The sequence below is a fragment of the Nocardia sp. NPDC050717 genome, from assembly GCF_040654275.1.
Lineage (GTDB): Bacteria > Actinomycetota > Actinomycetes > Mycobacteriales > Mycobacteriaceae > Nocardia.
The window spans coordinates 11,014-37,633 of sequence record NZ_JBFAHR010000011.1 but is presented as its reverse complement, the minus strand read 5'-3'; the positions used below and the strand labels follow the sequence as shown (position 1 = coordinate 37,633).

At 70.2% G+C, this 26,620-nt stretch carries 25 protein-coding genes and 1 pseudogene; 11 read left to right on the top strand and 15 right to left on the bottom strand.

Features of this window, described 5'->3' with window-relative positions:
- Nucleotides 1–53 precede the first annotated feature (53 nt).
- Entirely contained in the window at nt 54–479 is a 426-nt protein-coding gene (locus AB0H56_RS21725; protein WP_357166119.1) for a DUF4189 domain-containing protein, read from the top strand.
- A gap of 53 nt (nt 480–532) precedes the next feature.
- Here the strand turns inward: AB0H56_RS21725 and AB0H56_RS21720 are convergent, their stop codons facing one another.
- A complete protein-coding gene (locus AB0H56_RS21720; RefSeq protein ID WP_357166115.1) occupies nt 533–1,162 on the bottom strand; it encodes a TetR/AcrR family transcriptional regulator in 630 nt (209 codons plus the stop codon).
- A 156-nt stretch (nt 1,163–1,318) separates the two neighbouring features.
- Between AB0H56_RS21720 and AB0H56_RS21715 the strand changes: the two genes are divergently transcribed.
- On the top strand, nt 1,319–2,542 hold the full coding sequence (locus AB0H56_RS21715) for a helix-turn-helix domain-containing protein (protein WP_357166112.1): 1,224 nt from the start codon (nt 1,319–1,321) through the stop codon (nt 2,540–2,542).
- 274 nt (nt 2,543–2,816) lie between these two features.
- On the top strand, nt 2,817–3,314 hold the full coding sequence (locus tag AB0H56_RS21710; protein ID WP_357166109.1) for a DUF4189 domain-containing protein: 498 nt from the start codon (nt 2,817–2,819) through the stop codon (nt 3,312–3,314).
- 69 nt (nt 3,315–3,383) lie between these two features.
- On the opposite strand, the gene AB0H56_RS21705 is transcribed toward AB0H56_RS21710, so the two are convergent.
- The 3 genes from AB0H56_RS21705 to AB0H56_RS21695 are packed head-to-tail and all read right to left on the bottom strand — an operon-like array spanning nt 3,384 to nt 5,895.
- On the bottom strand, nt 3,384–4,046 hold the full coding sequence (locus AB0H56_RS21705) for a methionine ABC transporter permease (protein ID WP_357166107.1): 663 nt from the start codon (nt 4,044–4,046) through the stop codon (nt 3,384–3,386).
- Nucleotides 4,046–5,059, bottom strand: coding sequence for a methionine ABC transporter ATP-binding protein (locus AB0H56_RS21700; protein ID WP_357166104.1), 1,014 nt, complete (start codon nt 5,057–5,059; stop codon nt 4,046–4,048). Before AB0H56_RS21700 ends, AB0H56_RS21705 begins: the two co-directional genes overlap by 1 nt.
- On the bottom strand, nt 5,056–5,895 hold the full coding sequence (locus AB0H56_RS21695; RefSeq protein ID WP_357166593.1) for a MetQ/NlpA family ABC transporter substrate-binding protein: 840 nt from the start codon (nt 5,893–5,895) through the stop codon (nt 5,056–5,058). Before AB0H56_RS21695 ends, AB0H56_RS21700 begins: the two co-directional genes overlap by 4 nt.
- Nucleotides 5,896–6,059: 164 nt before the next feature.
- Between AB0H56_RS21695 and AB0H56_RS21690 the strand changes: the two genes are divergently transcribed.
- Nucleotides 6,060–6,926, top strand: a complete 867-nt coding sequence (locus AB0H56_RS21690; RefSeq protein ID WP_357166101.1) for a MetQ/NlpA family ABC transporter substrate-binding protein — start codon at nt 6,060–6,062, stop codon at nt 6,924–6,926.
- A 2-nt stretch (nt 6,927–6,928) separates the two neighbouring features.
- Here AB0H56_RS21690 and AB0H56_RS21685 read toward each other — a convergent pair whose 3' ends face one another.
- Both AB0H56_RS21685 and AB0H56_RS21680 read right to left on the bottom strand, forming a co-directional pair.
- A complete protein-coding gene (locus AB0H56_RS21685) occupies nt 6,929–7,477 on the bottom strand; it encodes a GNAT family N-acetyltransferase (RefSeq protein WP_357166098.1) in 549 nt (182 codons plus the stop codon).
- Between the two features lie 14 nt (nt 7,478–7,491).
- Nucleotides 7,492–8,403, bottom strand: a complete 912-nt coding sequence (locus tag AB0H56_RS21680) for a Ku protein (protein ID WP_357166095.1) — start codon at nt 8,401–8,403, stop codon at nt 7,492–7,494.
- A gap of 109 nt (nt 8,404–8,512) precedes the next feature.
- On the opposite strand from AB0H56_RS21680, the gene AB0H56_RS21675 reads away from it, so the two are divergent.
- Both AB0H56_RS21675 and AB0H56_RS21670 read left to right on the top strand, forming a co-directional pair.
- A complete protein-coding gene (locus AB0H56_RS21675; RefSeq protein ID WP_357166092.1) occupies nt 8,513–9,595 on the top strand; it encodes a lycopene cyclase family protein in 1,083 nt (360 codons plus the stop codon).
- A 327-nt stretch (nt 9,596–9,922) separates the two neighbouring features.
- Nucleotides 9,923–12,283 (top strand): MMPL family transporter, encoded by a 2,361-nt coding sequence (locus AB0H56_RS21670; RefSeq protein WP_357166089.1) that lies wholly within the window; start codon nt 9,923–9,925, stop codon nt 12,281–12,283.
- 43 nt (nt 12,284–12,326) lie between these two features.
- Here AB0H56_RS21670 and AB0H56_RS21665 read toward each other — a convergent pair whose 3' ends face one another.
- The gene (locus tag AB0H56_RS21665; RefSeq protein ID WP_357166086.1) at nt 12,327–13,091 is read right to left on the bottom strand and encodes an SDR family oxidoreductase; all 765 of its coding nucleotides are present in this window, start codon (nt 13,089–13,091) and stop codon (nt 12,327–12,329) included.
- Nucleotides 13,092–13,238: 147 nt separating this feature from the next.
- Between AB0H56_RS21665 and AB0H56_RS21660 the strand changes: the two genes are divergently transcribed.
- Both AB0H56_RS21660 and AB0H56_RS21655 read left to right on the top strand, forming a co-directional pair.
- Nucleotides 13,239–14,870: an ABC-F family ATP-binding cassette domain-containing protein gene (locus tag AB0H56_RS21660; RefSeq protein ID WP_357166083.1), complete on the top strand. Its 1,632-nt coding sequence runs from the start codon at nt 13,239–13,241 to the stop codon at nt 14,868–14,870.
- A gap of 146 nt (nt 14,871–15,016) precedes the next feature.
- Nucleotides 15,017–15,289: a helix-turn-helix domain-containing protein gene (locus AB0H56_RS21655; RefSeq protein WP_357166080.1), complete on the top strand. Its 273-nt coding sequence runs from the start codon at nt 15,017–15,019 to the stop codon at nt 15,287–15,289.
- Between the two features lie 7 nt (nt 15,290–15,296).
- On the opposite strand, the gene AB0H56_RS21650 is transcribed toward AB0H56_RS21655, so the two are convergent.
- From AB0H56_RS21650 to AB0H56_RS21635, 4 genes are all read right to left on the bottom strand, one after another.
- Nucleotides 15,297–16,256, bottom strand: a complete 960-nt coding sequence (locus tag AB0H56_RS21650) for an MvdC/MvdD family ATP grasp protein (RefSeq protein ID WP_357166077.1) — start codon at nt 16,254–16,256, stop codon at nt 15,297–15,299.
- Nucleotides 16,257–16,270: 14 nt separating this feature from the next.
- On the bottom strand, nt 16,271–16,690 hold the full coding sequence (locus AB0H56_RS21645) for a hypothetical protein (RefSeq protein ID WP_357166074.1): 420 nt from the start codon (nt 16,688–16,690) through the stop codon (nt 16,271–16,273).
- A 283-nt stretch (nt 16,691–16,973) separates the two neighbouring features.
- Nucleotides 16,974–17,390: an acyl-CoA thioesterase gene (locus tag AB0H56_RS21640; RefSeq protein WP_357166071.1), complete on the bottom strand. Its 417-nt coding sequence runs from the start codon at nt 17,388–17,390 to the stop codon at nt 16,974–16,976.
- Between the two features lie 78 nt (nt 17,391–17,468).
- Entirely contained in the window at nt 17,469–17,963 is a 495-nt protein-coding gene (locus AB0H56_RS21635; RefSeq protein WP_357166068.1) for a cupin domain-containing protein, read from the bottom strand.
- A 65-nt stretch (nt 17,964–18,028) separates the two neighbouring features.
- Between AB0H56_RS21635 and AB0H56_RS21630 the strand changes: the two genes are divergently transcribed.
- On the top strand, nt 18,029–18,523 hold the full coding sequence (locus tag AB0H56_RS21630) for a MarR family transcriptional regulator (protein ID WP_357166065.1): 495 nt from the start codon (nt 18,029–18,031) through the stop codon (nt 18,521–18,523).
- Between the two features lie 57 nt (nt 18,524–18,580).
- Here the strand turns inward: AB0H56_RS21630 and AB0H56_RS21625 are convergent, their stop codons facing one another.
- Together AB0H56_RS21625 and acnA are read right to left on the bottom strand one after the other, a co-directional pair.
- Nucleotides 18,581–19,150 carry a TetR/AcrR family transcriptional regulator gene (locus AB0H56_RS21625; RefSeq protein ID WP_110035461.1) on the bottom strand — a complete coding sequence of 190 codons (570 nt, stop codon included), beginning with the start codon at nt 19,148–19,150 and terminating at the stop codon, nt 18,581–18,583.
- Nucleotides 19,151–19,404: 254 nt separating this feature from the next.
- On the bottom strand, nt 19,405–22,197 hold the full coding sequence (acnA, locus tag AB0H56_RS21620; protein ID WP_357166062.1) for an aconitate hydratase AcnA: 2,793 nt from the start codon (nt 22,195–22,197) through the stop codon (nt 19,405–19,407).
- Nucleotides 22,198–22,493: 296 nt separating this feature from the next.
- Here acnA and AB0H56_RS21615 point away from each other — a divergent pair, with 296 nt between their 5' ends.
- On the top strand, nt 22,494–23,036 hold the full coding sequence (locus AB0H56_RS21615; protein WP_357166059.1) for a DUF6676 family protein: 543 nt from the start codon (nt 22,494–22,496) through the stop codon (nt 23,034–23,036).
- Nucleotides 23,037–23,365: 329 nt separating this feature from the next.
- A complete protein-coding gene (locus tag AB0H56_RS21610) occupies nt 23,366–24,727 on the top strand; it encodes an NlpC/P60 family protein (RefSeq protein ID WP_357166590.1) in 1,362 nt (453 codons plus the stop codon).
- Between the two features lie 133 nt (nt 24,728–24,860).
- Here AB0H56_RS21610 and AB0H56_RS21605 read toward each other — a convergent pair whose 3' ends face one another.
- Both AB0H56_RS21605 and AB0H56_RS21600 read right to left on the bottom strand, forming a co-directional pair.
- Nucleotides 24,861–25,547 carry a class F sortase gene (locus AB0H56_RS21605; RefSeq protein ID WP_357166056.1) on the bottom strand — a complete coding sequence of 229 codons (687 nt, stop codon included), beginning with the start codon at nt 25,545–25,547 and terminating at the stop codon, nt 24,861–24,863.
- A pseudogene (locus AB0H56_RS21600) lies at nt 25,544–26,620 on the bottom strand (hypothetical protein); the annotation flags it as partial. The gene AB0H56_RS21605 and the pseudogene AB0H56_RS21600, both read right to left, overlap by 4 nt.

Genomic DNA, 26,620 nt, shown 5'->3' with positions numbered 1-26,620 from the left:
GCGATGATCTTGGTGCTCCGGCTTGCGGGGCATTTTCCAGAGGAGACAGTTCGATGAGTTTCATGGGTAAGGCCGGCCTCGCCGTGGCGGTGTTCGGCCTTGCGGCCGGATCGGTGCTCGGTGCCGGTGCGGCGAAGGCCGACAACCTGTACGCGGCCTACGCGGTGAGCGATCGGGAGTGGGTCTTCGGCACCGGCGTCAACGCGGCCAGCCGCGAAGACGCCGAAGCCGAGGCCATCGCGAACTGCGGCGCCGACGACTGCCGCATCGTGACCTGGTGGGGCAACGGCTGCGGCGCGATGGTCGAGAGCGACCAGGGCTTCGCGGTTTCCGTCGCCGCCACCCGCGCCGAGGCGGAGCGCGAGGCGTACACCACGTTGTCGGAGATCACCCCGACCGCGCAGCTGGCGAACTTCGGTTCGTCGCAGTTCAGCGGCGCCAAGCTGGTCGACGTGACCTGCACGGCCAACGCGCGCTGATCATCGTTCGGGCCCGGATCCCCGCGGGGGCGGATCCGGGCCTTTCGTGTGTCCTAGGCCGGTTCGGGCTCGGCGACCGTGGCGATCCAGGCGCCGATCATGTCGGCGGTGTGCTCGATGACCACGTCGCGGTCGAGTCCCTCGTCCTCCATCTCCACCGAGCGCAGCGCCGTGGCGAATCCGGCGTTGAGCACGATGAACGCCATGATGTCGATGTCGACGTTCTTGGTCGGACCGAGCAGGTGGATCAGGTAGAGCTTGATGATCATGCGCAGCCGCGGCTCGAATTCGGGGATGCCGCTGCCGTAGAAGTGCAGATCGGCGACGAGCGCGCGGACCAGCGGGCCGTTGGCGACCAGGATCTCCACGGCGATGCGGATCACGTCGGCCACCGCATCGCGGGGCGTCAGGTCGGCGGCGAGGGTGAGCAGGCGGCTGTATCGGTCCTCCACCTGCAGGAAAAGGCCGTCGGTGAGTTCCTTGACGATCTCGTCGCGGTCGGTGAAATACCGGTACAGGGTGCCGATGCTCATGCCCGCCTCGGCGGCGATCCGGTTGGTCGAGGTGTTGCCGATACCGCGGGCGCCGAAAAGCTGAGCGGATACCTCGAGAATGCGCGTTCGGGTCTCCTTGGCTCGATCCTGTTTCGGACGTTTGCGCTGCTTGTCGGCGTGCGGTGGCATTCGTAGACCTCGGTCGAAAGAGGAGTAGAAGGTGAGTAGTCGCTCATTCTAGAGTCATGATCACGGAGAAACCGGAGTGTAGGCCATCACAGGGGCCCGCACTGCGGAAGCAGAACCACCGACGGCGCTGCCGGTGCGGTGTGGAAGGAGCCGACGATGATGACCATCCCCGTGGACGGAGCGCCGATGTGGCAGCCCCTGCGCGATGTCCGGACCCTGACCGGCAAGCTCGTCGGCCACTTCGTGGACACCGTCGCCACCTGCCGGACGCTGCCGGGGGACGCGATCTCCGGTGACGTCACCACGGTCACCCGGCTGTGCCTGGAGATCGTCGGCGGGATGCTCGACGGGCGGGACGAGACCGAACGGCTGAACCGGCTCTCGATCGCCGCGGCGGGCTGGGCGCGCGAGGGCGTGCCGATCGACACCATCCTGCACGCTTTCCACGAGGGCTTCCGGCTCGGCTTCGACGCGGTCTTCGCCGAGGCGACCCACGGTGACCGGGCGGCGATGATCGAGGGCTTCCGGCGGGCGGTCGCGATGTCGGACCTGTTGTGCACCACGGTGACTCGCGCCTACATCCGCGAGCACCGCGACATCGCCGGCGAGCACCACACCGCCGTGCACACGCTCACCTCGGCGCTGCTCGCGGGCCAGCCGACGGTGACGATGGCCAGGGAGTGCGGGATCGCGGTGGCCGACGCGTATTCGGTGCTGGCGATCTCGATCCGGCGGCGCGCCGACGGCGACGATCCGCGCGTGAACGCGGCCGTCGCCGCGCGGCGCACACTGCGCCGGGTGCAGGCGGCGCTGGCCCATCACGGCGGCGACGAGGTGCTCTCGCTGCTGTCGGTGGACGGCGGCACCCTGCTCATCCCCGCCGATCTGATGGATTCCGACGCGCTCGACGCGCTGGTGGCCGCGCTGTCGCGGGCTGCCCGCGTGGCGGTGACGGGTGCCCTCGTTCCCGCGGACACCGAGGACATCCCCGCTGCGGCCGAGCGCGCGCACGAACTGCTCGACATGGTCGAGCGCCTCGATTGCGCGCCCGGTCTCTACCGCTTCGGCGACCTGGCTCTCGAATACCAGCTCACCCGCCCCGGCCCCGGCCGCGCGCGCCTCGGCGAGCTCCTCGCCCCGCTGGACAACCACCCGGAGCTCTACGAAACCCTGCGCGTGCACATCGCCAACAACATGAACCGCCGCCGCACCGCCCGACTGCTGCACATCCACACCAACACCGTGGACTACCGCCTGCGCCGCATCGCCCAGCTCACCGGCCTCGACCCCACCCAGGGCTCCGGCCTCTGGCAACTCCGCTCCGCCATGATCGCCCGCAGCTTCCACACCGGCCCCACCCTCGAGGCCCGCCTGGCCTAGCCCGAATCGGTGGCGAGGACACGGCCGCGCGGATCGTCACGACCGACCATCCGGGTGCGGCGAACTGCCTCGGCGGGCTGTTCGCGATCTCGACGACACCGTGTGGCAGCGGGGCCATTTCGGCATCGTCGGAGCGGGACGTTCTGTCCGGATAGCGAAGGTGTCGGTGGGGGTTGTTAGTCTGGGGCGGCCGGCGGACCGGGAGGATTCGGCGGCGGTGTGCTCGGGTCGGCTTTCGTTGTGGGGTCGACATTTTCGATGGGGAGAATCTCTGATGTCTGTTGTGGGCAGGTATGCCCTTGGTGTGGCCGCGGCGTGCGCGGCCGCGGTCACCGTGGTGACGGCCGGTCCGGCCGGGGCGGCGGAGAGCGGTGTGGCGATCGCCGAGGCGCCCGGTTACACCGCGGTGTCGCGTGACGGCGGGTTCCAGGCGGCCTCCGGTGATCTGTACGGCGCGCTGGCGTTGTCGTCGCAGGAGGCCGTGGTCGCCTCGGCGGTCAACTACGGCAGCTGGGAGGCGGCGAGCCAGGCCGCCCTGGCCGAGTGCGGCGTCTGGGACTGCCAGGTCGTCGTCGAATTCCGCAATGCCTGTGGTGCGGTCGCGCAGGGCGCGGACTTCCGGTTCGGCTGGGCATGGGACCACTCCCAGGCCGCGGCCGAGCGGGCGGCGGTGGATGTGCTGGGTATCAGCGCCCCGCCGTTCCCGGATCCGGGCTCGGCCTCGCCGCGGGCGGCGAGCGTCATTCTCTCGGCGTGCACGTCGAACGTCTGACGGGAAACGAACGGCAGCGGGGCAACGGACGAACCTGTCCGTTGCCCCGCTGCCGTCCCGGCGCACCACTCAGCGGCGCAACACTTTTCTGGCCAGCCCGTTGCCGAGGAACTGCACACCCTGCACCCCGGCGATGATGATCAGCGTCGCCACGATGGTGACCTCCCAATCGAACTGCTGATAGCCGTACACCAGCGCGAAATCGCCGAGCCCGCCACCACCGACCGTGCCCGCCATCGCCGAGATGTCGACGATCGCGATCACCACGAAGGTGTAGCCGAGGATCAACGGCCCCAGCGCTTCCGGGATCAGCAACGTGAGAATGATCCGCAGCGGCCCTGCACCCGCCGCGCGCGCCGCCTCGAGCACGCCCGGGTCGACCGTCACCAGGTTCTGCTCCACGATCCGCGCGATGCCGAACGTGGCGGCCACGATCATCACGAACAGGGCCGCCTCGCTGCCGATCGTCGTGCCCACCACCTCCAGGGTGATCGGCCCGAGTGCCGCCAGCAGGATGATGAACGGAATCGGCCGCACCACATTGACCAGCACATTGAGCACCACGTGGATCGGCCCGTTCGCCAGCAGCCCGCCCTTGCGGGTCGTGTAGAGCGCGGTGCCGAGGATCAATCCGAGCGTTCCCGCCACCACGAAGGTCACCCCGACCAGGTACACGGTCGTCCCGATCGCCTCGAACAGCGTGGGCCGCAACTTCTCCCAGTTCGTCTCCATCAGCCCGCCTTCCGCTCCAGGTCGGCGACCACCCGGTCCACGGCGTCGTCGGGGCCGTGCAGCGCGAGGGTGATGCTGCCGAACGTCTTGTCCTGCAGGGTGCTCACCCCGCCGTAGACGATCTCGAACCGCACGTCGGCGGCGGTGGCGGCGGCCAGTGCCGCACCGACACCGCTGTGGTCGTCGACGTCGACGGTGACCAGCCGTCCGCCGTGCAGCTGACCCAGCCGAGCCAGTTCGGCGGCGTCGGGCCGGTTGTGCAGCACGGTCGCGACGAACGATCGGGTCGGCGCGGCGCGCGGTGCCGCGAAGACCTCGAAGGTCGACGCCAGTTCGACGATCTTGCCCTCGGCCAGCACCGCGACCCGGTCGGCGACCGCGCGGATCACGTCCATCTCGTGGGTGATCACCACGATGGTCACCCCGAGTTCGGTGTTGATCTTGCGCAGCAGCCGCAGCACCTCACCGGTGGTCTCGGGGTCGAGCGCGGAGGTGGCTTCGTCGGCCAGCAGCAGCGACGGCGATGTCGCCAGCGCCCGCGCGATCCCGACGCGCTGCTTCTGCCCGCCCGAGAGCTGATCGGGATAGGCGCGCGCCTTGTCGGTGAGCCCGACGAACTCGAGCAGTTCGGCCACCCTGGCCTTGCGCTCGGCGCGTTTCCACCCCGCCACTTTCAGCGGGTACTCGATGTTGCCCGCGGCGGTGCGCGAGCGGAACAGGTTGAACTGCTGGAACACCATGCCGATGTCGCGCCGCAGCCGCCGCACCGCCGACTCCGGCACCCCGGTGATGGGGGTGCCGGAGATCGTGACGGTGCCCGAGGTCGGCTTCTCGAGTGCGTTGATCAGGCGCACCAGGGTCGACTTGCCCGCGCCCGAATAGCCGATCACACCGAAGATCTCGCCCTGCTCGATCCGCAGGTCGATGTCGTCGAGGGCGACATGGCGGTCCGCGCCGCCGCCGAAAACCTTGGAGACGGAACGGAATTCGACAGCGGCGTCGGCCGCGCTCATTTGTTCGCCCGGATGCCCTGCTGCACCCGGTCGAGGATCTGCTCGAGCTCGGGGCCCGGACGGGTGACGGCCACGGCGGTGTTCTTGGTGACCTCGGCGTGCGCGGCGGCCACGGCCGGGTCCTTCCAGATCTCGACGAGCTTGCGCAGCGTCGGATCGTTCTTGTCCTCGGCGCGGGTGACGATCACATTGATGTAGGGCTCGGCGGCCGGGTTCTTCGGGTCGTCCTTGTACAGCGCCGACTGAGGGTCGATCCCGGCGCGGTCCAAGAAGGTGTTGTTGATGATCGACCCGTCGACCGAGGCCAGCGACAGCGCGGTCTGCGCGGCGTCGACGGGGGTCACCCGCACCTTGGACGCGCCGGCGTCGATGTCGGCGGGCGTCGGCTGGGCGGACGTGCCACGCAGCGTCAGCAGCCCGGCGGCCTGCAGCACGAACAGCGCGCGGGCCTGGTTGGTCGGATCGTTGGGGACGGCGATCTCGCCGCCCGCGGGGATGTCGGCCAGTGTCCGGTGCTTCTTGGAATACAGGCCGAGCGGCACGATGTAGGTGCTGCCGATCGGGGTGAGGGTGTCGGAGCTCGCCACGTTGTACTGCCCGAGGAACTGCAGGTGCTGGAACAGATTGACGTCGATCTGCTTCTGCGACAACGCGGCATTGGGCTGCTTGTAGTCGGAGAAGTTGGTGACCTTCAGCGTGATGCCCTGTTCCTTCGCCTTCTGCTCGAAGACCTCGAACGCCTTGTCCTTGTCCGTGGTGCCGATGCGCACGACGGTGCCGGACTCCGCCTCGCCGGAACCGCAGGCCGTGAGGGTGAGGGCCGCGGTCGCTACCAGGACCGGGATCGCCAGTACCCGACGGAATTTCACTATGACTCCCGAATTGCTCGCTGTGGGTGAACCCGGTCATCCAAGCCGCGCGCGACCCCCGCCGACAACGGTTCGATTCGCCTCGAGCACAACCCTCGCAAACTCTTGGACGCCCGTCTAACTTGCCCACAATGCGAATCCTGCGCCGTCTGCCGGCGATTCCGGTCCTGCTCGCCCTCGTCCTCGGCGGGGCGGGGTGTGGGAACGATCACCCCGACGATGTCGTGCGGATCGGGGTGAACGACATCGCCCAGCCGCACTGGGACATCTACCGGACAAAGGCCGCCGAGCAGGGCATCACCGTCGAGTTCGTGAACTTCACCGACTACAAGCAGCCCAACCCGGCGCTGTCGCAGAAGCGGGTGGACCTCAACAAGTTTCAGCACGTGCGGTATCTGGCGAACTACAACGTCGCCAACAACGACACCCTCGTGCCCATCGGCGCCACCGAGATCTTCCCGCTCACCCTGTATTCGAAGAAGCACACCTCGGTGGCCGCCATCCCGCGCGGCGGTGAGATCACGCTCAGCAACAACCCGGCGCAACAGGTGCGGCCGCTGCTCGGCCTCGCGGCGGCGGGGCTGATCGTGCTGAAGGGCGGGGCCACCTGGGACTCCAAGATCGAGGACGTCGACACCGCGGCCTCGAAGGTGTCACTCACCGCGATCGATCCGACCCTGACCGCGCAGTCGCTCGACAGTGTGGACGCCGCCTTCGTCGACGACACCTTCGCGGGTCCCGCCGGCCTGACGCCGCAGCAGGTGATCTACACCGACGATCCCGAACGACCCGAACTGAAGCAGTACATCAACATCTTCGCCGCGCGCGCCGAGGACAAGGACGACCCGACCCTGCGGAAACTGGCTCAGCTGTACCACGATCCGGACGTCGTCGCCGCGGTCCGCGCGGAGACCGGGTACGCGGGCATCTTCAAGACCAACGAGCAGGCCGACCTGGAGGCGACGCTGCGTGAGCTGGAGGCGAAGTTCCGGAAGTAGCGTCAGCGGCGGGGATGGTCGACCGAGAGGCGGCCGCGGCGGATGAGGTCGTGGCGGGTGGTGGCCGACATCGGGGGTAGGGGCTGGTCGCCGGTGCCGGAGTCGTCGGGGTTCGGGCGGACCAGCAGGGTGACGGTCGCGGCGGGGACGAAACCGGCGCTGGTCATCAGGGCGCCGGAGGCGCTGTTGCGGTCCTCGACGTCGGTGACGATGTGGCGGGCGCCGCGGGCGAACAGCGCCTCCGAGCACACGTCGACGAGTCTGCGGGCGATGCCGTGGCCCTGCATGTCGGGAGCCACCGCGATCCACTCCAGGTAGGCCCAGTCGTCGCGATGCTCGAACTCCATCGAGCCGAGCACGAAACCGACGACGCGGTCGGAGTCCAGCGCCACCCAGCAGGCGTTGTCGGGGCTGTCCAGATGCTCGGCGACCGCCGTCAGCGACCACGACGTGTACGGCTTGGTGGTCGTGTCGAACACCTGGTGGCCGAGATCGAGGACTTGACGCAGATGTCCCAATCCCATCGGAACGACAGCGATCGCGAGGTCCATGGGCCCAGTGTGCCCTACGCCCCCTTGCGGGCGGCGGTCTTGCTCGCCGTGGATTTGCTCGCGGCCTTGCGCGGCGCGGCCTTCTTCGCGGTGGCCTTCTTCGCCGCCTTCTTCGGCGCCGGTTTCTCGTCGGCCTCGCGCCGGCCGCTGGCCTCGAGGCTGCGCTGCAAGGCGGCGACCAGGTCGACGACCTCGGCATCGGGCGTCTCGGCGGGTTCGGCCGCTTCGGCGGATTCGACCTTGCCGGTGCCGCTGGCGATCGCCTCGTCGAGCACCTTCTGCAATTCGATCTGATATTCGTCGGTGTACTCGCTGGGATCGAAATCACCGGACATCGACTCGACCAGGGTTTCGGCCATCTTCAATTCCTGCGGCCGCGGCGCGGGGGCGTCGTCGAGGGCGGGGAAGTCGACCGCGCGCACCTCGTCGGGCCACAGCAGCGTCTGCAGCACGAGCACGCCCTCGCGCACCCGCAGGGCCGCCAGCCGGGTCTTCTGCCGCAGGGTGAAGTGCACCAGCGCGGTCTTGTCGATGCGCTCCAGCGTGGCCGCGAGCAGCTGATAGGCCTTGGGGGTCGAGGAGTCCGGTTCGAGGTAGTAGCTCTTGTCGAACAGGACCGGATCGATCTGATCGGACGGCACGAATTCCAGCACGGGGATTTCGTGTTTCTCGGCCGCGGGCAGTTTCGCGAAATCGGCGTCGGTGAGCACCACCTGGTCGCCGTCGGGGGAGACGTAGGCCTTGTCGATATCGGAATACTGGATGGATTTGCCGCACACCTGGCAGACACGGTCGTATTTGATCCGTCCGCCGTCCTTGGCGTGGACCTGATGGAACCGAATATCGTGGTCCTCGGTCGCGGTGTAGACCTTGACCGGGACATTGACCAGCCCGAATGCGATCGAGCCCTTCCAGATCGATCTCATAGCCCCATCATTACCGATAATTCACGGCGGGGCGAGCGCACGGCACCGAACCGCCGCCGGTCCGTGACGCGGCGGTGCTTGAAAAAGTGGCGTCTGGTCCAATCGTCGGGTGAACGGCGAGGTGATCATCTGTGGGCTCGGCCCGGCCGGGCGGGCGGTCGCGCATCGGGCGCTGGCCGAGGGGCTGGCGGTGACGGTGATCGATCCGCACCCGGAGCGGGTGTGGACGCCGACCTACGCGGCGTGGGCCGACGAACTGCCCGGCTGGCTCGATCCCGCGGCCGTCGCGGTGACGGTTCCGGCACCGACGGCCTGGGCGCTCGAGGAGCATCGCCTCGACCGCGCCTATCAGATCCTCGACACCGCGGCGCTGCAGCGCGCGCTGAGCGTCGACGGCGCGCGGGTGATCGCCGACCGGGCGGTCGAGGTGGACGCGCGCCGCGGCGTGGTGACGACGGTGTCCGGACAGGTCGCCCGCGGGCGGGTGGTCGACGCCCGCGGCCTCGGCCGATCGCCGCGCCGGGCCGAGCAGACCGCCTACGGCATCCTGGTGCGCCGCGACGCGCTCGATTCCGAGCCGCCCACCCTGTTCATGGACTGGCGGGGGGACAACGGCGCCGAACCGGGCGCGCCGCCCTCGTTCCTCTACACCGTCCCGCGCGGCCCGGAATTCCTGCTGTTCGAGGAGACCTGCCTGGCGGGCAGGCCGGCCCTCGGCCTCGACGAGTTGCGGCGCAGGCTCGATCACCGGCTCCGCGGCCGCGGGATTCCCGTCACCGGCACCGAACCCGTGGAGCGGGTGCGCTTCCCGGTCGAGGGCGGGCGCCCGGGCCGCGGCCGTTTCGGCGCGGCGGGCGGACTGATCCACCCCGCGACCGGCTACAGCGTGGCGGCCTCGCTGCGCGCGGCCGACACCGTCGCCGCGGGCGCGACGCCGTGGACGGCCGGAGCGCGCGCCGTGGCGGGCCTGCGCCGGGCCGGGCTGCGCGCGTTGCTCGCCCTGCCGCCGCACGAGACCGCCGTCTTCTTCGAGACGTTCTTCGGTTTGCCGACCCCGTTGCAGCGCGCCTACCTCTCGGGCGACGCCGATCTGACCGGCACCCTCGCGGCCATGCGCGCGCTGTTCGCCGCGCTGCCGCCGCGCCTGCGCCGCACCGTCGCGACAGCGGTGGTCGGCGGCTCCCGGTCCTGACCCCGCGGGGCCGGGTCCACCGCGAATCGCGCACTGGCACAGGGAAATCAGCGACTCCCGGCCCGCCCGCTCGCCGTGGGCGGCGCGCGGGACGCGGTGCGGCCGCGGGCGGGCCGCCCGCCCGGTGGTGCCCGGGTCCGCTCGGCCGGTTCGCGCACCCGCCCCGAGGGCCCGCGCACGCGCCACGAAGTTGCTACCATCGCCGGGCGAACGCGCCGACCCGCCAACAGGTTCGGGCCGCCGAGGCGGACCGGCCGGTGATCGGCCGCCACCCCGCGGATCCAGGCGCGCGAGCGCGCGAGGCGTGACGAGTAAGGGGTATATCCGGTGTTCGAATTCACCAGGCGGCGCAGCCGCTGGGTGCTCGGGGTTTTCGCGGTGCTGGCGCTGGTGCTCGGCGCGCTCGGCGCCACGCTGTTCGAGCGGGTGGAGGGCGGCGGGTACACCGATGCCGGCAGCGAATCCAGCCGCGCGCTCGAGGTCCTGCGCGACGAGTTCGGCCAGGCCCCACCGAATCTGCTGTTGCTGGTGGAGACCGAGGACTCGGTCGACGACCCCGAATCCACCGCCGCCGCCACCGCGCTGGTCGCCAACCTGCAGGAACGCGACGGCGTCGCCGAGGTGCTGTCGTACTGGACCACCCACCAGCCCGCGCTGCGCAGCGTCGACGGCAAGCAGGGCATGATCCTGGCGAGCGTGCTCGGCACCGAACGCGAGGTCGACCAGCGCGTCGCCGCCATCGCCGACGAGCTCACCGGGCAGCAGGGCACCCTGCAGGTCCGGGTGGGTGGCTTCGCGATGCTGCTGCACGAGACCGTCGAACAGAGCAAGAGCGACATCGTCAAGGGCGAGGCGATCGCGTTCCCGCTCACCCTGATCGCGCTGCTGTTCGTCTTCGGCGGGCTGGTCGCGGCGAGCCTGCCGTTGCTCGTCGCGGTCGCCACGGTGCTCACGACCATGGGCACGCTGTGGCTGCTGACCCTGTTCATCCCGCTGTCGGTCACCGCGACGAACGTGGCCACCCTGCTCGGGCTCGGCCTCGCCATCGACTACAGCCTGCTCGTGGTCAACCGGTTCCGCGACGAACTCGCCGACGGCCGAACCCCGGCCGGCGCCGTCGCGACCACGCTGCGCACGGCCGGACGCACCGTGGCCTTCTCGGCGCTGACCGTCGCCGTGGCGCTGGCAGGCCTGCTGTTCTTCCCGCAGCTGGCCATCCGGTCCATGGGGTACGCCGGCATCGTCGTCGCGGCGCTGGCCGCGACCGTCTCGCTGACCGTGCTGCCCGCCACGCTGCTGCTGCTCGGCACCAGGATCGACAAGGGCCAGCTCGGCTGGTGGTTCCTGCGGGCGCCGCGCCCCGCACCCGGCGAAGGCGCCTGGCACAAGCTCGCCACCGCGGTCATGCGCAAGCCGATCCCGATCGGGCTCGCCGTCACCGCTGTGCTGCTGCTGTTGGGCACACCGTTCCTCGGGGTGAAGCTGGGCTTCCCGGACGAGCGGACCCTGCCGGAGTCGATGAACTCCCGGCAGGTCACCGAGATCGTGCAGCGCGATTTCGGCGAGAGCGACCAGAACACCCTCGTCGCGGTGCTGCCCGACAGTGCCTACAGCGCCGGGGGACTCGACGCGATCGCCCGCGAGATGTCGGACCTGGACCACGTCCGCCGCGTCGACACCGCCACCGGCAGCTACGCCCAGGGCGGCCTGCTGGCCGAACCGACCGCGGCCAACGCCCGGTTCCGCGCCGAGCGCGCGGTGTATCTGTCGATCGTGCCCGCCACCGCCGACAGCGACGAGCTGTCCGCGCTGGTCGAGCGGGTCAGGGCGGTGCCGACACCGAGCACGCTGCTCGTCGGTGGTGTCGCCGCGGCCAACGTCGACTCGCTCGCCGCCATCTCCGACGCGCTGCCGTGGGCGCTGGGCTTCGTGCTGATCGTGATGCTGATCGTGCTGTTCGCGCTCACCGGCAGCGTGGTGCTGCCCGTGCTCGCGATGGCCCTGAGCGCGTTGAGCCTGACCGCCACCTTCGGCGCGCTGGTGTGGATCTTCCAGGACGGGCACCTGTCCGGACTGCTCGGCTTCACCGTCACCGGTGACCTGGCCGCCACCGTGCCGGTGATGCTGTTCGCCGCCGCGTTCGGTCTGGCGATGGACTACCAGGTGTTCCTGCTGGCGCGCATCCGCGAGGAATACGACGGCACCGGCAAGAACGAGACCGCCGTCGCGCTGGGGCTGGAGCGCACCGGACGCATCGTCACCGCGGCCGCGATCCTCATCTCGCTGGTCTTCCTCGGATTCCTCGCCTCCGACATCACCTTCATGAAGGCGTTCGGCATCGGCCTGCCGCTGGCGGTGCTCGTCGACGCCACCCTGGTGCGCGGCATCCTGCTGCCCGCCGCGATGAAGCTGCTCGGCGACGCCAACTGGTACGCCCCGGACTTCCTGCGCAGGCTGCACGATCGGTGGGGGCTGGACGAGGGCGGCGCGAGCCGGGCGCCGAAACACGATGTGCCGGTGCGTGATCCGCTGGGTGTGGTGACCGCGGGCCGACCGGAGAGCGCCGCCGAGCCGCTGGTGCTCGATCCGCTCGCGCGGGCGGAACAGGCGCGAGCGGAGGCGGCACGCGCCGAGGAGTCCGGCGACGGCCTGGCGAGCACGGCCGGTCGCGCGGAGACCGCCGACTGAGCAGGCCCCCGCCCGCCGCGTAGCGGGCGGGGGCGGCCGGAACTCAGATACCGCCGGTGGCGAGCAGTCCGCCGTCGACGCGCACACAGTCGCCGGTGATCCACGCCGCCTCGTCGGAGACCAGGAACGCGATCAGCCGGGCGACGTCCTCGGGCACGCCGAGCCGCTTCAGCGGGTACACACTCGCCGCGCGCTCCTCGTCGGCGGAGTACAGCGCGTCGGCGAACTTCGTCTTCACCACGCCCGGCGCCACCGCGTTCACCCGGATCTTCGGGCCCAGCTGCCAGGCCAGCTCCTCGGTGAGCCGGATCAGCGCCGACTTGGACGCGCCGTAGGCCGAGATCACCCCCGAGGACCGGATGCCCGCCACACTGGCCACGTTGACCACGGCGCCGCCGTGCTCGGCCATCCACGCCCGGTACGCCTGCTGCACATAGCCGAGCGAGGCGACCACGTTCACATCGAAGATCTTGCCCACCGCACCGAGATCAGCGTCCATCAGCGCGCCGTAGACCGGATTGATGCCCGTGTTGTTGACCAGGATGTCGAGCGAACCGAACTCCGCGACGGCCCGCGAGACCGCCTCGGCGCGGGCGTCGGCGTCACCGGCGTTGCCCGCGAGGGCACTCACCTGTCCCGCGTGGCCGAGCGCGCGCAGCTCCTGCGCGGCGGCCTCGAGCGGCTCGGGTTTGCGCGCGGTGATCAGCACGTTCGCGCCGCGGCGCATGAGTTCGGCGGCGGTGGCCAGGCCGATGCCTCGGCTCGCTCCGGTGACGAGGGCGGTCCTGCCCGCTAGGTCGGTTGTCATGGATCGAGAGTAACCACGCTCACACCGGGCGGCGCCGGTTCGGTCGCCGAGTTCGGCGTCGGTAAAATGGGTGGTTCTCGCCGAGCCCGACGGTGCACGATGGGTCGGTTCGGCGCCCACCTTTCTTTCCGACACGAGGAGAAGCCTGTGATCACGGCGACCGACCTGGAGGTCCGGGCCGGAGTCCGCACCCTGCTCTCGGCCCCTGGGCCGGCGCTGCGGGTGCAGTCCGGCGACCGGATCGGACTGGTCGGGCGCAACGGCGCCGGCAAGACCACCACCCTGCGCATCCTGGCGGGGGAGGGCGAGCCGTACGCGGGAAAGATCGTGCGCTCCACCGAGATCGGGTACCTGCCGCAGGACCCGAAGGAGGGCGATCTCGATGTGATCGCCCGCGACCGGGTGCTCTCCGCGCGCGGCCTCGACACGCTCATCCGCGACATGGAGAAGCAGCAGACGTTGATGGCCGAGGTCGTCGACGAGAAGGAACGCGAGAAGGCGATCCGCAAGTACGGCAGGCTCGAGGACCAATTCTCCTCACTGGGCGGCTACGTCGCCGAGAGCGAGGCGGCCCGCATCTGCAACAGCCTCGGTCTGCCCGACCGCGTCCTCGGCCAGCAGCTGCGCACCCTCTCGGGTGGTCAGCGCCGCCGCATCGAGCTGGCGCGCATCCTGTTCTCCGCCTCCGACGGCTCCGGTGGCCGCTCCGACCGCATCCTGCTGCTCGACGAGCCGACCAACCACCTCGACGCCGACTCCATCACCTGGCTGCGTGGCTTCCTGCAGAACCACGACGGCGGCCTCATCGTGATCAGCCACGATGTCGAGCTGCTCGAGGCCGTGGTGAACAAGGTCTGGTTCCTCGACGCCGTGCGCGGCGAGCCCGACGTCTACAACATGGGCTGGAAGAAGTACCTCGACGCCCGCGCCACCGACGAGCAGCGCCGGGTGCGCGAGCGCGCCAACGCCGAGAAGAAGGCGAGCGCGCTGCGTCAGCAGGCCGCCAAGCTCGGCGCCAAGGCCACCAAAGCCGCTGCGGCACACCAGATGGTGCGTCGCGCCGAGCGGTTGATGTCGGAGCTCGACGACGTGCGCGTGGCCGACAAGGTCGCCCGCATCCGCTTCCCCGAGCCCGCGCCGTGCAGCAAGACCCCGCTCATGGTGAACAACCTCACCAAGCTCTACGGCTCGCTGGAGATCTTCACCGGGGTGAACTTCGCCGTCGACAAGGGCAGCCGCGTGGTCGTGCTCGGCCTCAACGGCGCCGGTAAGACCACCATGCTCAAGCTGCTCGCCGGCGTCGAGACGCCGACCTCGGGCGGGATCGAGCAGGGCCGCGGCCTCAAGGTGGGCTACTTCGCCCAGGAACACGACACCCTCGACGACCAGGCGACGGTCTGGGAGAACATCCGGCACGCCTCGCCGGACGCGGGCGAGCAGGAGCTGCGCAGCCTGCTCGGCGCGTTCATGTTCACCGGCCCGCAGCTGGAGCAGCCCGCAGGCACCCTGTCCGGCGGTGAGAAGACCCGGCTGGCGCTGGCCGGGCTGGTGTCCTCGGCGGCGAACGTGCTGCTGCTCGACGAGCCGACCAACAACCTGGACCCGATCTCGCGCGAGCAGGTGCTCGAGGCGCTGCGCACGTACGCGGGCGCCGTCGTCCTGGTGACCCACGATCCGGGTGCGGCCGAGGCGCTCAACCCGGAGCGGGTCATTTTGCTGCCCGACGGCACCGAGGACCACTGGTCCAACGAGTACGCCGAGCTGATCGACCTCGCCTGACGCGCGTCCGACCGGTGTGTCGGGCGTGAAACGCTGTGTCGGGAGGGAACTCGCGGCCTCGGAGTGAGTTCGATCACTGTTTTCGTTGATCACCGCCGCCGGAGTGTCTAGCCTGGAATCAGCTGCTCGGCGACTCGGAGGAAGCCATGAGCGACAGTGCGAGACAGGCCGCGAGATCGGCCAAGGGCAAGGCGACGATCGGCAAGGGCACGCTGGGCAAGGGCACGCGCGTCACGGGCAAGTCCCGTGACCGGCTGCAATCCCAGTTGAAGAAGCAGTACGAGGCGGGCGCGAGCATTCGCTCGCTGGCCAGGGCCACCGGCCGCTCGTACGGCTTCATTCACAACGTGCTTGTCGAATCGCACGTGGAGTTGCGCGGCCGCGGCGGCGCGAACCGGCGCAAGAATCCGGCCGACTGAGGAGCGGTCACCACCCGGGTACGGCACCGTCCCCGCGCACCAGCAGGTGCGCCAGGCTGGTGAACAGCGGCAGCCCGGTCTTGATCTCCAGGTAGGCGAACTGGCCCTGCGGGTTCACCTCGAGGAAGTAGTACTCGCCGTCCAGGCCGAGGCGCAGGTCGACGACGCCGAAACTCAGCCCGAGCGCGCCCATGAGGGTGGCCAGGGACTTGCTGACCGAGGCGGGCAGCCGGTCGGGCGCGAACCCGACCGAGGTGTCGAGCCGGGAATCGACCCGCCCGACACCGGCCTGCGAATCGATCCGCACGGTCCATTCGACGCCGTCGACCCACACCACCCGCAGATCGCAGGTGGCCTCGACATAGTCCTGGAACGTGGTCGGCGTCGACCGGATCGTGCCGAGCCTGCTCAGTTCGGGCCTGGTGACGATCCTGGTCTCGGAGAATTCGCCACGGCCGGTGCCGGTGCGCTTGTACACCACTGGGCCGGAACGGGATTCGACGAAACTGCGGGCTTCGTCCGGATCGTTGGTGATCAGGGTCTCCGGAATGGTGAAGCCCGCCCGCTGCGCCGTCTCCAGCTGGACGATCTTGCGCGCGGCCGTGCGTTCGGCGGCCGGGTCGTTGACCCAGTAGGCCGGGATCGACCAGAGCATCCCCTGGAGGAAATGGTCGCATTCGGCCTGGCGGAACGCGTCGTCGGCGGCGCGCACGCCCTGCGGGACCCGGCACGGGTGGGGCCGGCGCCACCAGACCGCGCGCACGTCGTCGAGACCGTGGATGTGCGCGAGCGCGCGGTTGGTGCCCGCCTTGTCGAGCCGGAAACTGCCGGTCTCGGTGGGGAAGTCGCGCAGGTCCAGCCGGATCGGGTCGAGCCGGTGGTGTTCGCGGAGCGTGGCGGCCAGCGCATCGGCGTGCAGGTCGTCGGATTCGGAGACGATGAGCACCGCGTCGGTCGCGCGTTCCATGACCCGTGGCCGTTTCAGTCGAGACTGTCGCAGTTGATGCCGTCGCGGAAGGTGAACGTGGCGCCGGTGACCCCGCCGCGTTCGGCGATCCGCAGCTTGGCCGCCCACGTGCGGGTGGCCTGGGCCAGCAGATCGTCACCGAGGGCCTCGGAGGGATCGGTAGCCAGGGTGATCGGCCGGTCGACGAGCTCCACCCGCATGCGGCGGGTGAAATCGGCGGTGGCGCCCGGCCGGATGTCCACGTGCACCTGCCGTTCGCCCGCCCCGGCGTGATCTTCGGTGAGCCGCAGGACATCTCGGCGGTCGAAGGTCCACGTTCCGTCGTCCACGCGCACCGAGATGTCGCGATCGGACTCGGCCACCAGCAATCCGCGCAACGCCGGGCCCCGATGCCGGGGCGACGCGGTAGCGGGGAGGTGGATGGCGTCGGTCATGGGCACTCACTCCGATCTTCTCGTCTGCTCGCGATTTGCCAGAACCCCCGAAGGTGCTTCGGATCATAGCGTGCGCGCGGGCCTCGCCGAGGGGGTTCGCGAGATTTGCGGAGTGCCGGGCAAACCGCCGAGCGGCGCGTGATCGCCTAGCGGGAACAGAATTTCGGACAACCGGGGCGCGGATCGGCGCGTCACCTCGGCAATCGATCAGCTAACGCGCCGGACAGCGCGACGGCCCGCGTCGCCCCGGAATTGCTGGGGGAGGTGGGCCGTGTCGCGTGGGTCAGAGACCGAGGAGCTCGGGGTGCTCGGCGAGGCCGCGGAAGTGTTCGGCGGGATCGTCGATGAGCTTGCGCTCGGTCAGATCCATCGCACCCGCCACCACCGTGATCTCCGCCGACACCGTGCCGTCGAGCTTCAGGATCTGGTGGTGGAAGCGGAAGACCTTGCCGCCGTCGAAATCGAGTTCGCAGGTCACCGTGACCTCGTCACCGCCGCGTAGCTCGCGGCGGTACTTGATGGTCGACTCGAGCACCACCGCGCCGACGCCGCTGGCGAGGAACTTGTCTTGCGCGATGCCCGCCGCGCGCATCAGCTCCCAGCGGGCGTGCTCACCGTACTGGTGGTAGACGGCGTGATTGAGATGACCCTGGGTGTCGAGCTCGTAGCCGCGGACGAGGACCGGAACGGAGAACGTCATACGCCGTAGAACCGCGGGTTCGCGCGCGGTTGTTCCCGGTCCGGGTGCAATGTCGGCCACATTTCCGCGGTCCCCGCATCAGCGGCGGTGGGCCTCGCGTTCGGCGCGCCAGGCGGGCACGTCGAGGAAGTGGTTGTCGAATTCCTCTTGGGCGGCGGTGAATTCGTTGTGCGTGCCCTCGCCGCGGAGCAGCCGGTCGAGCAGGCGGAAGTACTCGAAGCGCTGGACGCCGGGCATCAGCGCGATGAGAATGCGCGCGCCGCTGTCGGGTGTCGCGCCGAAGGCGTGTGGCATGTGCCGGGGGACGACCAGCGAGCCGCCGGCGCCGACGGTGAGGATGCGGTCGCCGGCGAGCACCTGCAGCTCGCCGTCGGCGACGTAGAACAGCTCGTCGGAGCGGGTGTGGAAGTGTGGCGCCGCGCCGTCGGCGCCCCGGTCCATGGTGACCTCGAGGGTGCTCACGGCGCCACCGCTGGCGTCCGCGTCGGTGAGCAGGCGCAGGCGGACGGCATCGGTGCCGAGGGTCTCGGCCTGCTCGGGCAGGCAGAGGGCGATCTCGCGCTGGTTCGTCATGGCAGGTCCATTCGGTGGTTGATAATTCGCCACCGAACTATATCTCAGCGAATAGAATCGTGTCCATGGATGAACCGGACGCCGTCGACGCCATCGCCGCGCAGTGGCGGCGCGAGCGACCCGACCTGGATCTGACGGCGATGGCCGTCTTCGGCAGGCTGGGCAGATTGATGACCGTGGCGCTGGCCCGCATCGAGGCGGTGTTCACCGAGCACGGCTTGCAGCGTGGGGAATTCGACGTCCTCGCGGCGCTGCGCCGCGCGGGCGCGCCGTTCGAGCTGAATCCGTCGGTGCTGGCCGACACCCTGATGCTCTCGCGGGCGGGGATGACCGGGCGCATCGACCGGCTCGAGGCGGCAGGACTGGTCCGGCGGATCGCCGACGTGGCCGACCGCAGGGCGGTGCGCGTCGCGCTCACCGGGGAGGGCCGCGAACTGGTCGACCTGGTCGTCGGCGACCACGTCAGGAACGAGACGGCGATGCTGTCGGTCCTCGACCCCGCCGACCGCGAATCTCTCGACCGCATCGCCCGAATCCTGTTGCGCAGCTTGGAGAACTAGCCGATCCCCGGCAACGCAACTATCGCCGGGCACGATCCCGGCCCGCGCAATCGGCGCTCAGGATTCCTTGCGGCGCACCGAGGCCTCGACGAGATCGAGGACGGCGGAGAGGTTGTCGTCGGTGTGGCCCGAGGCGATGCGGGCGATCAGGCCGTCCAGGACCAGGTCGAGGTAGCCGAGCAGGACGTCGGTGGGTACGTCGTCGCGCAGCGCGCCCGCGGCCTTGCGGCGCTCGAGGCGGGCCAGGGTGGCCGCGGTGAGTTCGGCCGAGCGCTGGGTCCAGCCCGCGCGGAACTCGGGATCGGTGCGCACGCGGCGCGCGATCTCGAGCCGGGTGCCCAGCCAGTTGAATTCCTCTGGGCGCGCGAGCATGTCGCGCATGACCTGCACGATGCCCTGATTGGCCGCGACCTCGGCCATGCGCTCGGCGTCGTCCTTGGCCAGCGCGAAGAACAGCGCGTCCTTGTCGCGGAAGTGGTGGAAGATCGCGCCGCGCGAAAGGCCGATCGCCTCTTCCAGGCGGCGCACCGTGGCGCCCTCGTAGCCGTATTCGGCGAAGCAGCGCCGCGCGCCGTCGAGGATCTGGCTGCGCCGGGCGGCGAGATGGTCGTCGCTGACCTTGGGCATGAGTCCTCCAACGGGGATGCACGGACCCCCGCCCCGGAGACCGAGGCGGGGGTCGATGACGAATCGGCTTGTGGCCGAACAAGTATGGGTGAGTTCCGGCGGAAACCCAGCCATGTCGGGAGCGAGCCCGACGAGCGACGTCCGGGGCCGCCCCGCCGCCGGGCACTCGGAGCGCATGCGCCGTAGGCGCGAGTCCCGAGTGTCCGGCGGCGGGGTCACGAGGCCCCGGACCCCGCGGCGGAGCCGCGCGTGTCTCAGCCGCGGATCATGTTGCGCAGCACGTACTGCAGGATGCCGCCGTTGCGGTAGTAGTCGGCCTCACCGGGGGTGTCGATGCGCACGACCGCGTCGAACTCCACCTTCGAGCCGTCTTCCTTGGTGGCGGTGACCTTCAGGGTCTTCGGGGTGACACCCTCGTTGAGCTGGGTGATGCCCGCGATGTCGAAGGTCTCGGTGCCGTCGAGGCCCAGCGAGGCCGCCGACTGACCCTGCGGGAACTGCAGCGGGATGACGCCCATGCCGATGAGGTTGGAGCGGTGGATGCGCTCGAACGACTCGGTGATGACGGCCTTCACGCCCAGCAGGCTGGTGCCCTTGGCGGCCCAGTCACGCGAGGAGCCCGAACCGTACTCCTTGCCACCGAGCACGACCAGCGGGATGCCCGCGGCCTGGTAGTTCTGCGAGGCGTCGTAGATGAACGCCTGCGGGCCACCGGGCTGGGTGAAGTCGCGGGTGTAGCCACCCGAGACGTCGTCGAGCAGCTGGTTGCGCAGCCGGATGTTGGCGAAGGTGCCGCGGATCATCACCTCGTGGTTACCGCGACGCGAGCCCAGCGAGTTGTAGTCCTTGCGGGCCACACCGTTGGCGTCGAGGTACTGCGCGGCGGGGGTGCCGGGCTTGATCGGGCCCGCCGGGGAGATGTGGTCGGTGGTGACCGAGTCGCCCAGCAGCGCCAGCACGCGGGCGCCGGTGATGTCGGCGACCGGGGCGGGCTCCATCTGCATGCCGTCGAAGTACGGCGCCTTGCGGACGTAGGTCGACTTCTCGTCCCACGCGAAGGTGTCGCCCTCCGGGGTGGCCAGGTTCTGCCAGCGCTCGTCACCGTCGAACACGGTGGCGTAGGACTTCTTGAACATCTCCTGGTTGATCGCCGACTTGATGGTGTCGTCGATCTCCTGCGGGGACGGCCAGATGTCCTTCAGGAAGACGTCGTTGCCGTCGGTGTCCTTGCCGAGGGCGTCGGTCTCGAAGTCGAAGTCCATGGTGCCCGCGAGCGCGTAGGCGATGACCAGCGGCGGCGAGGCCAGGTAGTTCATCTTCACGTCGGGGGAGATGCGGCCCTCGAAGTTGCGGTTGCCCGAGAGCACCGCGGTGACCGAGAGGTCGTTGTCGTTGATCGCGGCCGAGATCTCCTCGGGCAGCGGACCGGTGTTACCGATGCAGGTGGTGCAGCCGTAGCCACCCACGTAGAAGCCGAGCTTCTCGAGGTAGGGCCACAGACCGGCCTTCTCGTAGTAGTCGGAGACGACCTGCGAACCCGGCGCCATGTTGGTCTTCACCCACGGCTTGGTCGACAGGCCCTTCTCCACCGCGTTGCGGGCCAGCAGGGCGGCGCCCAGCATGACCGACGGGTTGGAGGTGTTGGTGCAGGAGGTGATGCCCGCGACGACGACGGCGCCGTGGTCGAGGACGAAGTCGCCACGCTCGGCCGAACGCACGGTGACCGGCTTGGACGGACGGCCCGCGGCGCCGTTGGCGGCGGAGTGGGCGGGCGCGGAGGCGTCACCGGCGTGACCGGCCGACACCGCGACGGGATCCGACGCCGGGAAGGTCTCGTCGACACCCTCGTCGAGCGCGGTGTAGTCGCCCACGTAGTTGACGATGTCGGAGCGGAAGGCCGACTTCGAGTCGCTGAGCAGGATGCGGTCCTGCGGACGCTTCGGGCCCGCGATGGACGGCACGACGGTGCCCAGGTCCAGCTCCAGGTACTCCGAGTAGGCGGGCTCGTTGTCGGCGTCGTGCCACATGCCCTGTTCCTTGGCGTACGCCTCGACGAGCGCGAGCTGCTCGTCGGTGCGGCCGGTCAGGCGCAGGTAGTTGATGGTCTCGCCGTCGATCGGGAAGATCGCCGCGGTCGAGCCGAACTCCGGGCTCATGTTGCCCAGGGTGGCGCGGTTGGCCAGCGGAACCTCGGCCACACCCTTGCCGTAGAACTCGACGAACTTGCCGACCACGCCGTGCTTGCGCAGCATGTCGGTGACGGTGAGCACCACGTCGGTGGCTGTGACGCCCGGCTTGATCTCACCGGTCAGCTTGAAGCCGACCACGCGCGGGATCAGCATGGAGACCGGCTGACCCAGCATCGCGGCCTCGGCCTCGATGCCACCCACGCCCCAGCCCAGCACGCCGAGGCCGTTGACCATGGTGGTGTGCGAGTCGGTGCCGACACAGGTGTCGGGGTAGGCCTGGCCGTTGCGGACCATGACGGTGGGCGCCAGGTACTCGATGTTCACCTGGTGGACGATGCCCATGCCCGGGGGGACGACCTTGAAGTCGTCGAAGGCGCCCTGGCCCCAGCGCAGGAACTGGTAGCGCTCGCCGTTGCGCTCGTACTCGAGCTCGACGTTGCGCTCCAGCGCGTCGGCGCGGCCGAAGACGTCCAGGATCACCGAGTGGTCGATGACCATGTCGGCGGGGGAGAGCGGGTTCACCTTGCTGGGATCGCCACCGAGGGTGGTGACGGCCTCACGCATGGTGGCCAGGTCGACGATGCAGGGCACGCCGGTGAAGTCCTGCATGATCACGCGCGCGGGGGTGAACTGGATCTCGACGCTCGGCTCGGCCGAGGGGTCCCAGTTCGCGATCGCGCGGATGTGGTCGGCGGTGATGTTCGCGCCGTCCTCGGTGCGCAGCAGGTTCTCCGCCAGCACCTTCAGGGCGTAGGGCAGCTTCTCGGTGCCGGGAACAGCCGAGAGACGGAAGATCTCGTAGGAGTTGCTTCCGACCTCGAGCGTGCCTTTGGCGCCGAAGGTATCAATCTTCGTCACGTCAGCTCCACTCATGTGTGAGGGTGTGCCGCCGGCGGGGCTGTGCCGGCGACTCGCGTCTTCGGAGGGGGTTCCGGCGCCGTGAGATGCCGGTTTCCTCGCCGCACAAGTCTAACAGTACGCTTGTCCTAAGAAATACGCGGGGCCGCCCGAGCGTGGCGTGCGGACGTGCCCGCGCGTGCCGTCGCGTACTGTGCCTGTCGAGCGAGTCGGGGAATGACGCGTTGACGCTCACTCTGCAGTGTTGGCTGCCCGTCGCGACCGAGGCGACCGTGGCTCGACAGACCGGATGGAAGATGACCGTCTTGCACACCTTTGCGCCGATGGCCGCGGAACTGCCGCCGAATACCGTGCTGAGCAGTGTCGAGTCCGATCTCGCCGACAATCATGTCGCCGCCCCCAAGGGCGTCGATCAGGAGAAGCTGGCGGCGATCGTCGCCGAGGCGCGATCCGAGGGGATCCCGCTGAGTGTCGTCGTCGTTCCCGGAAACCCAGGGCACGACTCGAGCCTACGTGACCTGGCCACCGAGGTGGGCGAAAGTACCGAAGGCACCGTCGCGGTGTTCAGCGACGACTGGGTGGGCACGCACAGCGACAGCATCAGCAGGGTGCGGCTCGAGTGGGCCGAGGATGCCGCCAAGTACAAGGGGAACCATCCCGAGGTGGCGGTGCGCGCCTTCGTGGACCGGCTCGAGCAGCCCGAGGGTGTGTCCTGGGGCGTGATCACCGGCATCCTCCTGACGCTCACCGCGCTGGTGATCGCCGGCCTCTACGTCGTCAAGGTCCGGCGCGGTCCCGACGTCGACGCCGCACCGGCTGAACTCGACTCCACCAGGTAACTGGTCTCACTCCAGTCACATTTCCAGACCTTCGGTCTGTTTCTCCCGGGTTAATGCTGTCTTAGATCAGGCTAATTCCGGGCAATCGCCTAATCGGGCCCCCGACGTGCTGTGGCAGATGTTTCCTTCGGGAACTATGTGTCGTACGGTGACGGTGATCATGATCGTGAAGGACGAGGTACAGGGGGCATTGGTCGACTGCTGAGGTCGATGGGGTGGGCTGATGCGCCGGTGGCGTTGGACGAGTCGAGTCACTCGGAGGTGCCGTGCGCAGTGCGGGCAGGCAGGACGAACCAGGTCTATTACGGATAGCGGCGGGATTGCTCTTGGTGCTCGCGCTGCTGGCGAGCGCGGGACCCGTCGCGGCGGTGCCACCGCCTCCACCCAATCCCTCCGACGGGGAGATCGTCGGCGCCGACGCCCAGGTCGACGCCCGCGTCGGTGAGATCGGCGCGCTGATCAACCGTGTCGCGGCGGCCGATCAGCAGCTGCGCGCCCTCGACGACGTCCTCGCCGCCAAACGCGAGGCGGTCAACCAGGCGCTGGTCGACCTGCAGTCGGCCCGTGACGCCGCCGACGCGGCGGCGGCCGCGGTCACCGACTCCCAGGCGCTGCTCGCCGACGCGGGCGCGAAGGTCGACGGCGCGCGCCGCGACTTCGACCAGCTCGCCACCCAGGCCTACGTGCGCCCGGTGAACAGTTCCGTCGTCACCTATCTGGCGTCCTCCTCGCCCGACACCGCGATGGACCGCGCGCAGGTGCTCGGCATGGTGTCGAAGAACCAGCGCCAAGTGCTCGACGACCTGCGCCGCACCCAGATCGCCCAGGCCAACCAGAACGCGGCCGCCCGCCAGGCCAAGGCCGACGCCGACAGCGCCGCCACCGCCGCCGAGCAGAAGAAGAACGCCGCGCAGACCGCGATGACGGTGGCCAAGTCCGAGTACGACACCCAGGCGGCCACCCGTGACAGCCTGCAGCGCGACCGGGCCGCCGCCCAGTCCGCTCTCGACGTCGCCCGCGCGACGGTCGCGGGCCTGCAGAGCCAGCGCGAGGTCTTCCTGTCCTGGGACGACCAGCGCAAGGCCGAGCTGACCGCGCTGCTGGCCGCCGCCAACGCCGCCGCCGCCAGGGCCGCCGCCGACCAGGCCGCCCGCGATCGCGCCGCCCGCCTCGGCGAGGGCCAGCGTCCGCACACCGAACTGGAATCCACGCCCGCCTCGCCACGCAAGACGAAACCCAGACCGACCACGCCGCAGGTCACCGGGTCGGCCGCCATCGAGACGGTGATCGACCGGGCCATGTCCCAGCTGGGCGTCACCTACGCGTGGGGCGGCGGCGACGAGGACGGACCGACCCTCGGCATCCGCGACGGCGGCACCGGCGACGCGCACGGCGACTACAACAAGGTCGGCTTCGACTGCTCGGGCCTGATGCTCTACGCCTTCGCTGGCATCGGCGTCTCGCTGCCGCACTACAGCGGCTACCAGTACAACGCGGGCACCCGCGTCGACGTCGAGGACCGGGAACGCGGCGACATGCTGTTCTGGGGCCCGGGCGGCAGCGCGCACGTCGCGCTGTACCTGGGCGACGGCACGATGATCGAGGCGCCGGAATCCGGTGACGTCGTGAAGATCTCGCCGGTCCGTGAGGACGGCATCATGCCCTACGCGGTCCGCATCGTCACCGAGTGAGGCTGCTCGTCCGCGGCCGGACTGCGGTGAGCTGGTGCCGGCCGGCACGCACGCGACGGTCCTGGACGCCCGGCTGCCACCATCGGCGCCACCTACGCCAGTCGAGGGAGGCCCGGCGTGATCCCGGCGCCGGTCAGGTCACGGCGACCGAGGTCGCGTAGACGATGACATTGGCCAGGTAGCGGCTGTGGGCCGGGTCGAAGGTGCCGCCGCAGGTGATGAGGCGCAGGCGCGCGGTGCCGTCGTCGGCGAAGACCCGATCGGTGGGGAACCGTGTCTTGTCGACCGATTCGGTGCGGTCGACGACGAAGTGCGCGGTGCGGCCGTCGGCCCTGGTCACCCGGACCTCGTCGCCGGCCGAGAGTTCACCGAGGCGGAAGAACACGGCGGGTCCGCTGGTCGAGTCGACGTGTCCCAGGATGACCGCCGGGCCCGCCTCCCCGGGGCTCGCGCCCGGCTCGAACCACGTCGCGCGTGCGAAATCGTCCGGCGCGGCGAGTGATCCGCTCGCGGTCGTGCCGCTGCGCCCCGGGCTCGTGTCGAGTCCGATGCGCGGAATTTCCAGACGGACCGGCGCCGAACGGTCCAGCGGTGCGGCCGCTGCGACACTGCCCGGCAGCGCCGTGTCGGCGTGCGCGGGCGGCGGGTCGGCCTGGTGCGGGCCACGGGTGGCGGCGGTGAACAGCACCACCGCCACCCCGGCCATGGCCGTCGCGACGACGCCGCGCACCATGCGCGCCCTGGGCGCTCGCCGCTTCGCCGAGCCGAGCGTCGGGGCCATTCGGGCCCGCGGCTCCGCCGTGCCGATCGGCTCGTTCATGCCCGATGACGCCGTCCCGCGCGCCGGTCCCGCGTCAGCGTGACCGCGGCGCCGAGCAGTGCCAGCACGCCGAACCCCGCCAGCATCAGTCGGTTGTCGGTGAATCGCCCACCGGCGCCGGTCTCGGGCGCACCCGACGGAGTCCCGTACAAACTTCCGGCGAGATCGGTCGCCGACCGGCTGCTGTACTCCGGCGTGATACCCGCCGTCGCGTCATCGCGTCCGCCGACCGGCACGGAGCCGCCGGCACTGCCTCGGGGTGTCGCCTGCTCGCCCGGCGCCGCACCGCCCGGCGCCGGCGAATTCCCCGGAGCGGTGTGCGCGCCCGGCCTGTCCGAGGTCCCCGGCGCGGGCGTCGAGAGACCCTGCGACGAACCGGCCCCCAACGCCGCACCGCCGAGTGCCGCACTACCCGCCGCGGCGCTCCCGACCCCGGCGCTGCCGGCCGCCGCGCTCCCGACCGCCGCGCTCCCGACTCCGGCACTTCCTACGGCCGCGCTGCCGACTCCGGCACTTCCTACGGCTGCGCTGCCGACTCCGGCACTTCCTACGGCTGCGCTGCCGAGTGCCGCGCTGCCGGTGGCCGCGCTGCCCAGCGCCGGGCCTCCCGCGGCCGCGCTTTCTGTGCCCAGGAGGAGGGCGAGGGTTTCCAGGCTGCCGCCCAGTCCGAGGGCGCCGGCGCTGCCGGTCGCGAGGGCGCCCGCGCTCCCGGTGCCCAGCAGGGCGCCCGAGCCGAGCGCGCTTCCTGTGTCCAGGAGTGCGGTGAGTGCGCCGAGCCCGGTGGCGCTGCCGGTCGCGGACCCGCTCGATCCGAGCAGGCCGGTGGCGAGGGCACTGCCGGTCCCGAGGGTCTCGGTGCTGCCGGTGGCGAGCCCGCCCGAACTGCCTGACGCTAGCGCGGTTCCGGCATCGAGTGCCGACGAGCCGCCGGCGGCCGACCCGCTGCCGGTGGTGAGGGCGCCCGAACTGCCTGACCCGAGCGCGGTTCCGGCATCGAGTGCCGACGAGCCGCCGGCGGCCGACCCGCTGCCGGTGGTGAGGGCGCCCGAACTGCCTGACCCGAGCGCGGTTCC

Excerpts from the sequence above, each read along its gene's own strand:
- AB0H56_RS21725 (WP_357166119.1), top strand. The coding sequence starts at position 54 with ATGAGTTTCATGGGTAAGGCCGGCCTCGCCGTGGCGGTGTTCGGCCTT.
- AB0H56_RS21720 (WP_357166115.1), bottom strand. The coding sequence starts at position 1,162 with ATGCCACCGCACGCCGACAAGCAGCGCAAACGTCCGAAACAGGATCGA.
- AB0H56_RS21715 (WP_357166112.1), top strand. The coding sequence starts at position 1,319 with ATGATGACCATCCCCGTGGACGGAGCGCCGATGTGGCAGCCCCTGCGC.
- AB0H56_RS21710 (WP_357166109.1), top strand. The coding sequence starts at position 2,817 with ATGTCTGTTGTGGGCAGGTATGCCCTTGGTGTGGCCGCGGCGTGCGCG.
- AB0H56_RS21705 (WP_357166107.1), bottom strand. The coding sequence starts at position 4,046 with ATGGAGACGAACTGGGAGAAGTTGCGGCCCACGCTGTTCGAGGCGATC.
- AB0H56_RS21700 (WP_357166104.1), bottom strand. The coding sequence starts at position 5,059 with ATGAGCGCGGCCGACGCCGCTGTCGAATTCCGTTCCGTCTCCAAGGTT.
- AB0H56_RS21690 (WP_357166101.1), top strand. The coding sequence starts at position 6,060 with ATGCGAATCCTGCGCCGTCTGCCGGCGATTCCGGTCCTGCTCGCCCTC.
- AB0H56_RS21685 (WP_357166098.1), bottom strand. The coding sequence starts at position 7,477 with ATGGACCTCGCGATCGCTGTCGTTCCGATGGGATTGGGACATCTGCGT.
- AB0H56_RS21680 (WP_357166095.1), bottom strand. The coding sequence starts at position 8,403 with ATGAGATCGATCTGGAAGGGCTCGATCGCATTCGGGCTGGTCAATGTC.
- AB0H56_RS21665 (WP_357166086.1), bottom strand. The coding sequence starts at position 13,091 with ATGACAACCGACCTAGCGGGCAGGACCGCCCTCGTCACCGGAGCGAGC.
- AB0H56_RS21655 (WP_357166080.1), top strand. The coding sequence starts at position 15,017 with ATGAGCGACAGTGCGAGACAGGCCGCGAGATCGGCCAAGGGCAAGGCG.
- AB0H56_RS21650 (WP_357166077.1), bottom strand. The coding sequence starts at position 16,256 with ATGGAACGCGCGACCGACGCGGTGCTCATCGTCTCCGAATCCGACGAC.
- AB0H56_RS21645 (WP_357166074.1), bottom strand. The coding sequence starts at position 16,690 with ATGACCGACGCCATCCACCTCCCCGCTACCGCGTCGCCCCGGCATCGG.
- AB0H56_RS21640 (WP_357166071.1), bottom strand. The coding sequence starts at position 17,390 with ATGACGTTCTCCGTTCCGGTCCTCGTCCGCGGCTACGAGCTCGACACC.
- AB0H56_RS21635 (WP_357166068.1), bottom strand. The coding sequence starts at position 17,963 with ATGACGAACCAGCGCGAGATCGCCCTCTGCCTGCCCGAGCAGGCCGAG.
- AB0H56_RS21630 (WP_357166065.1), top strand. The coding sequence starts at position 18,029 with ATGGATGAACCGGACGCCGTCGACGCCATCGCCGCGCAGTGGCGGCGC.
- AB0H56_RS21625 (WP_110035461.1), bottom strand. The coding sequence starts at position 19,150 with ATGCCCAAGGTCAGCGACGACCATCTCGCCGCCCGGCGCAGCCAGATC.
- AB0H56_RS21615 (WP_357166059.1), top strand. The coding sequence starts at position 22,494 with ATGACCGTCTTGCACACCTTTGCGCCGATGGCCGCGGAACTGCCGCCG.
- AB0H56_RS21605 (WP_357166056.1), bottom strand. The coding sequence starts at position 25,547 with ATGAACGAGCCGATCGGCACGGCGGAGCCGCGGGCCCGAATGGCCCCG.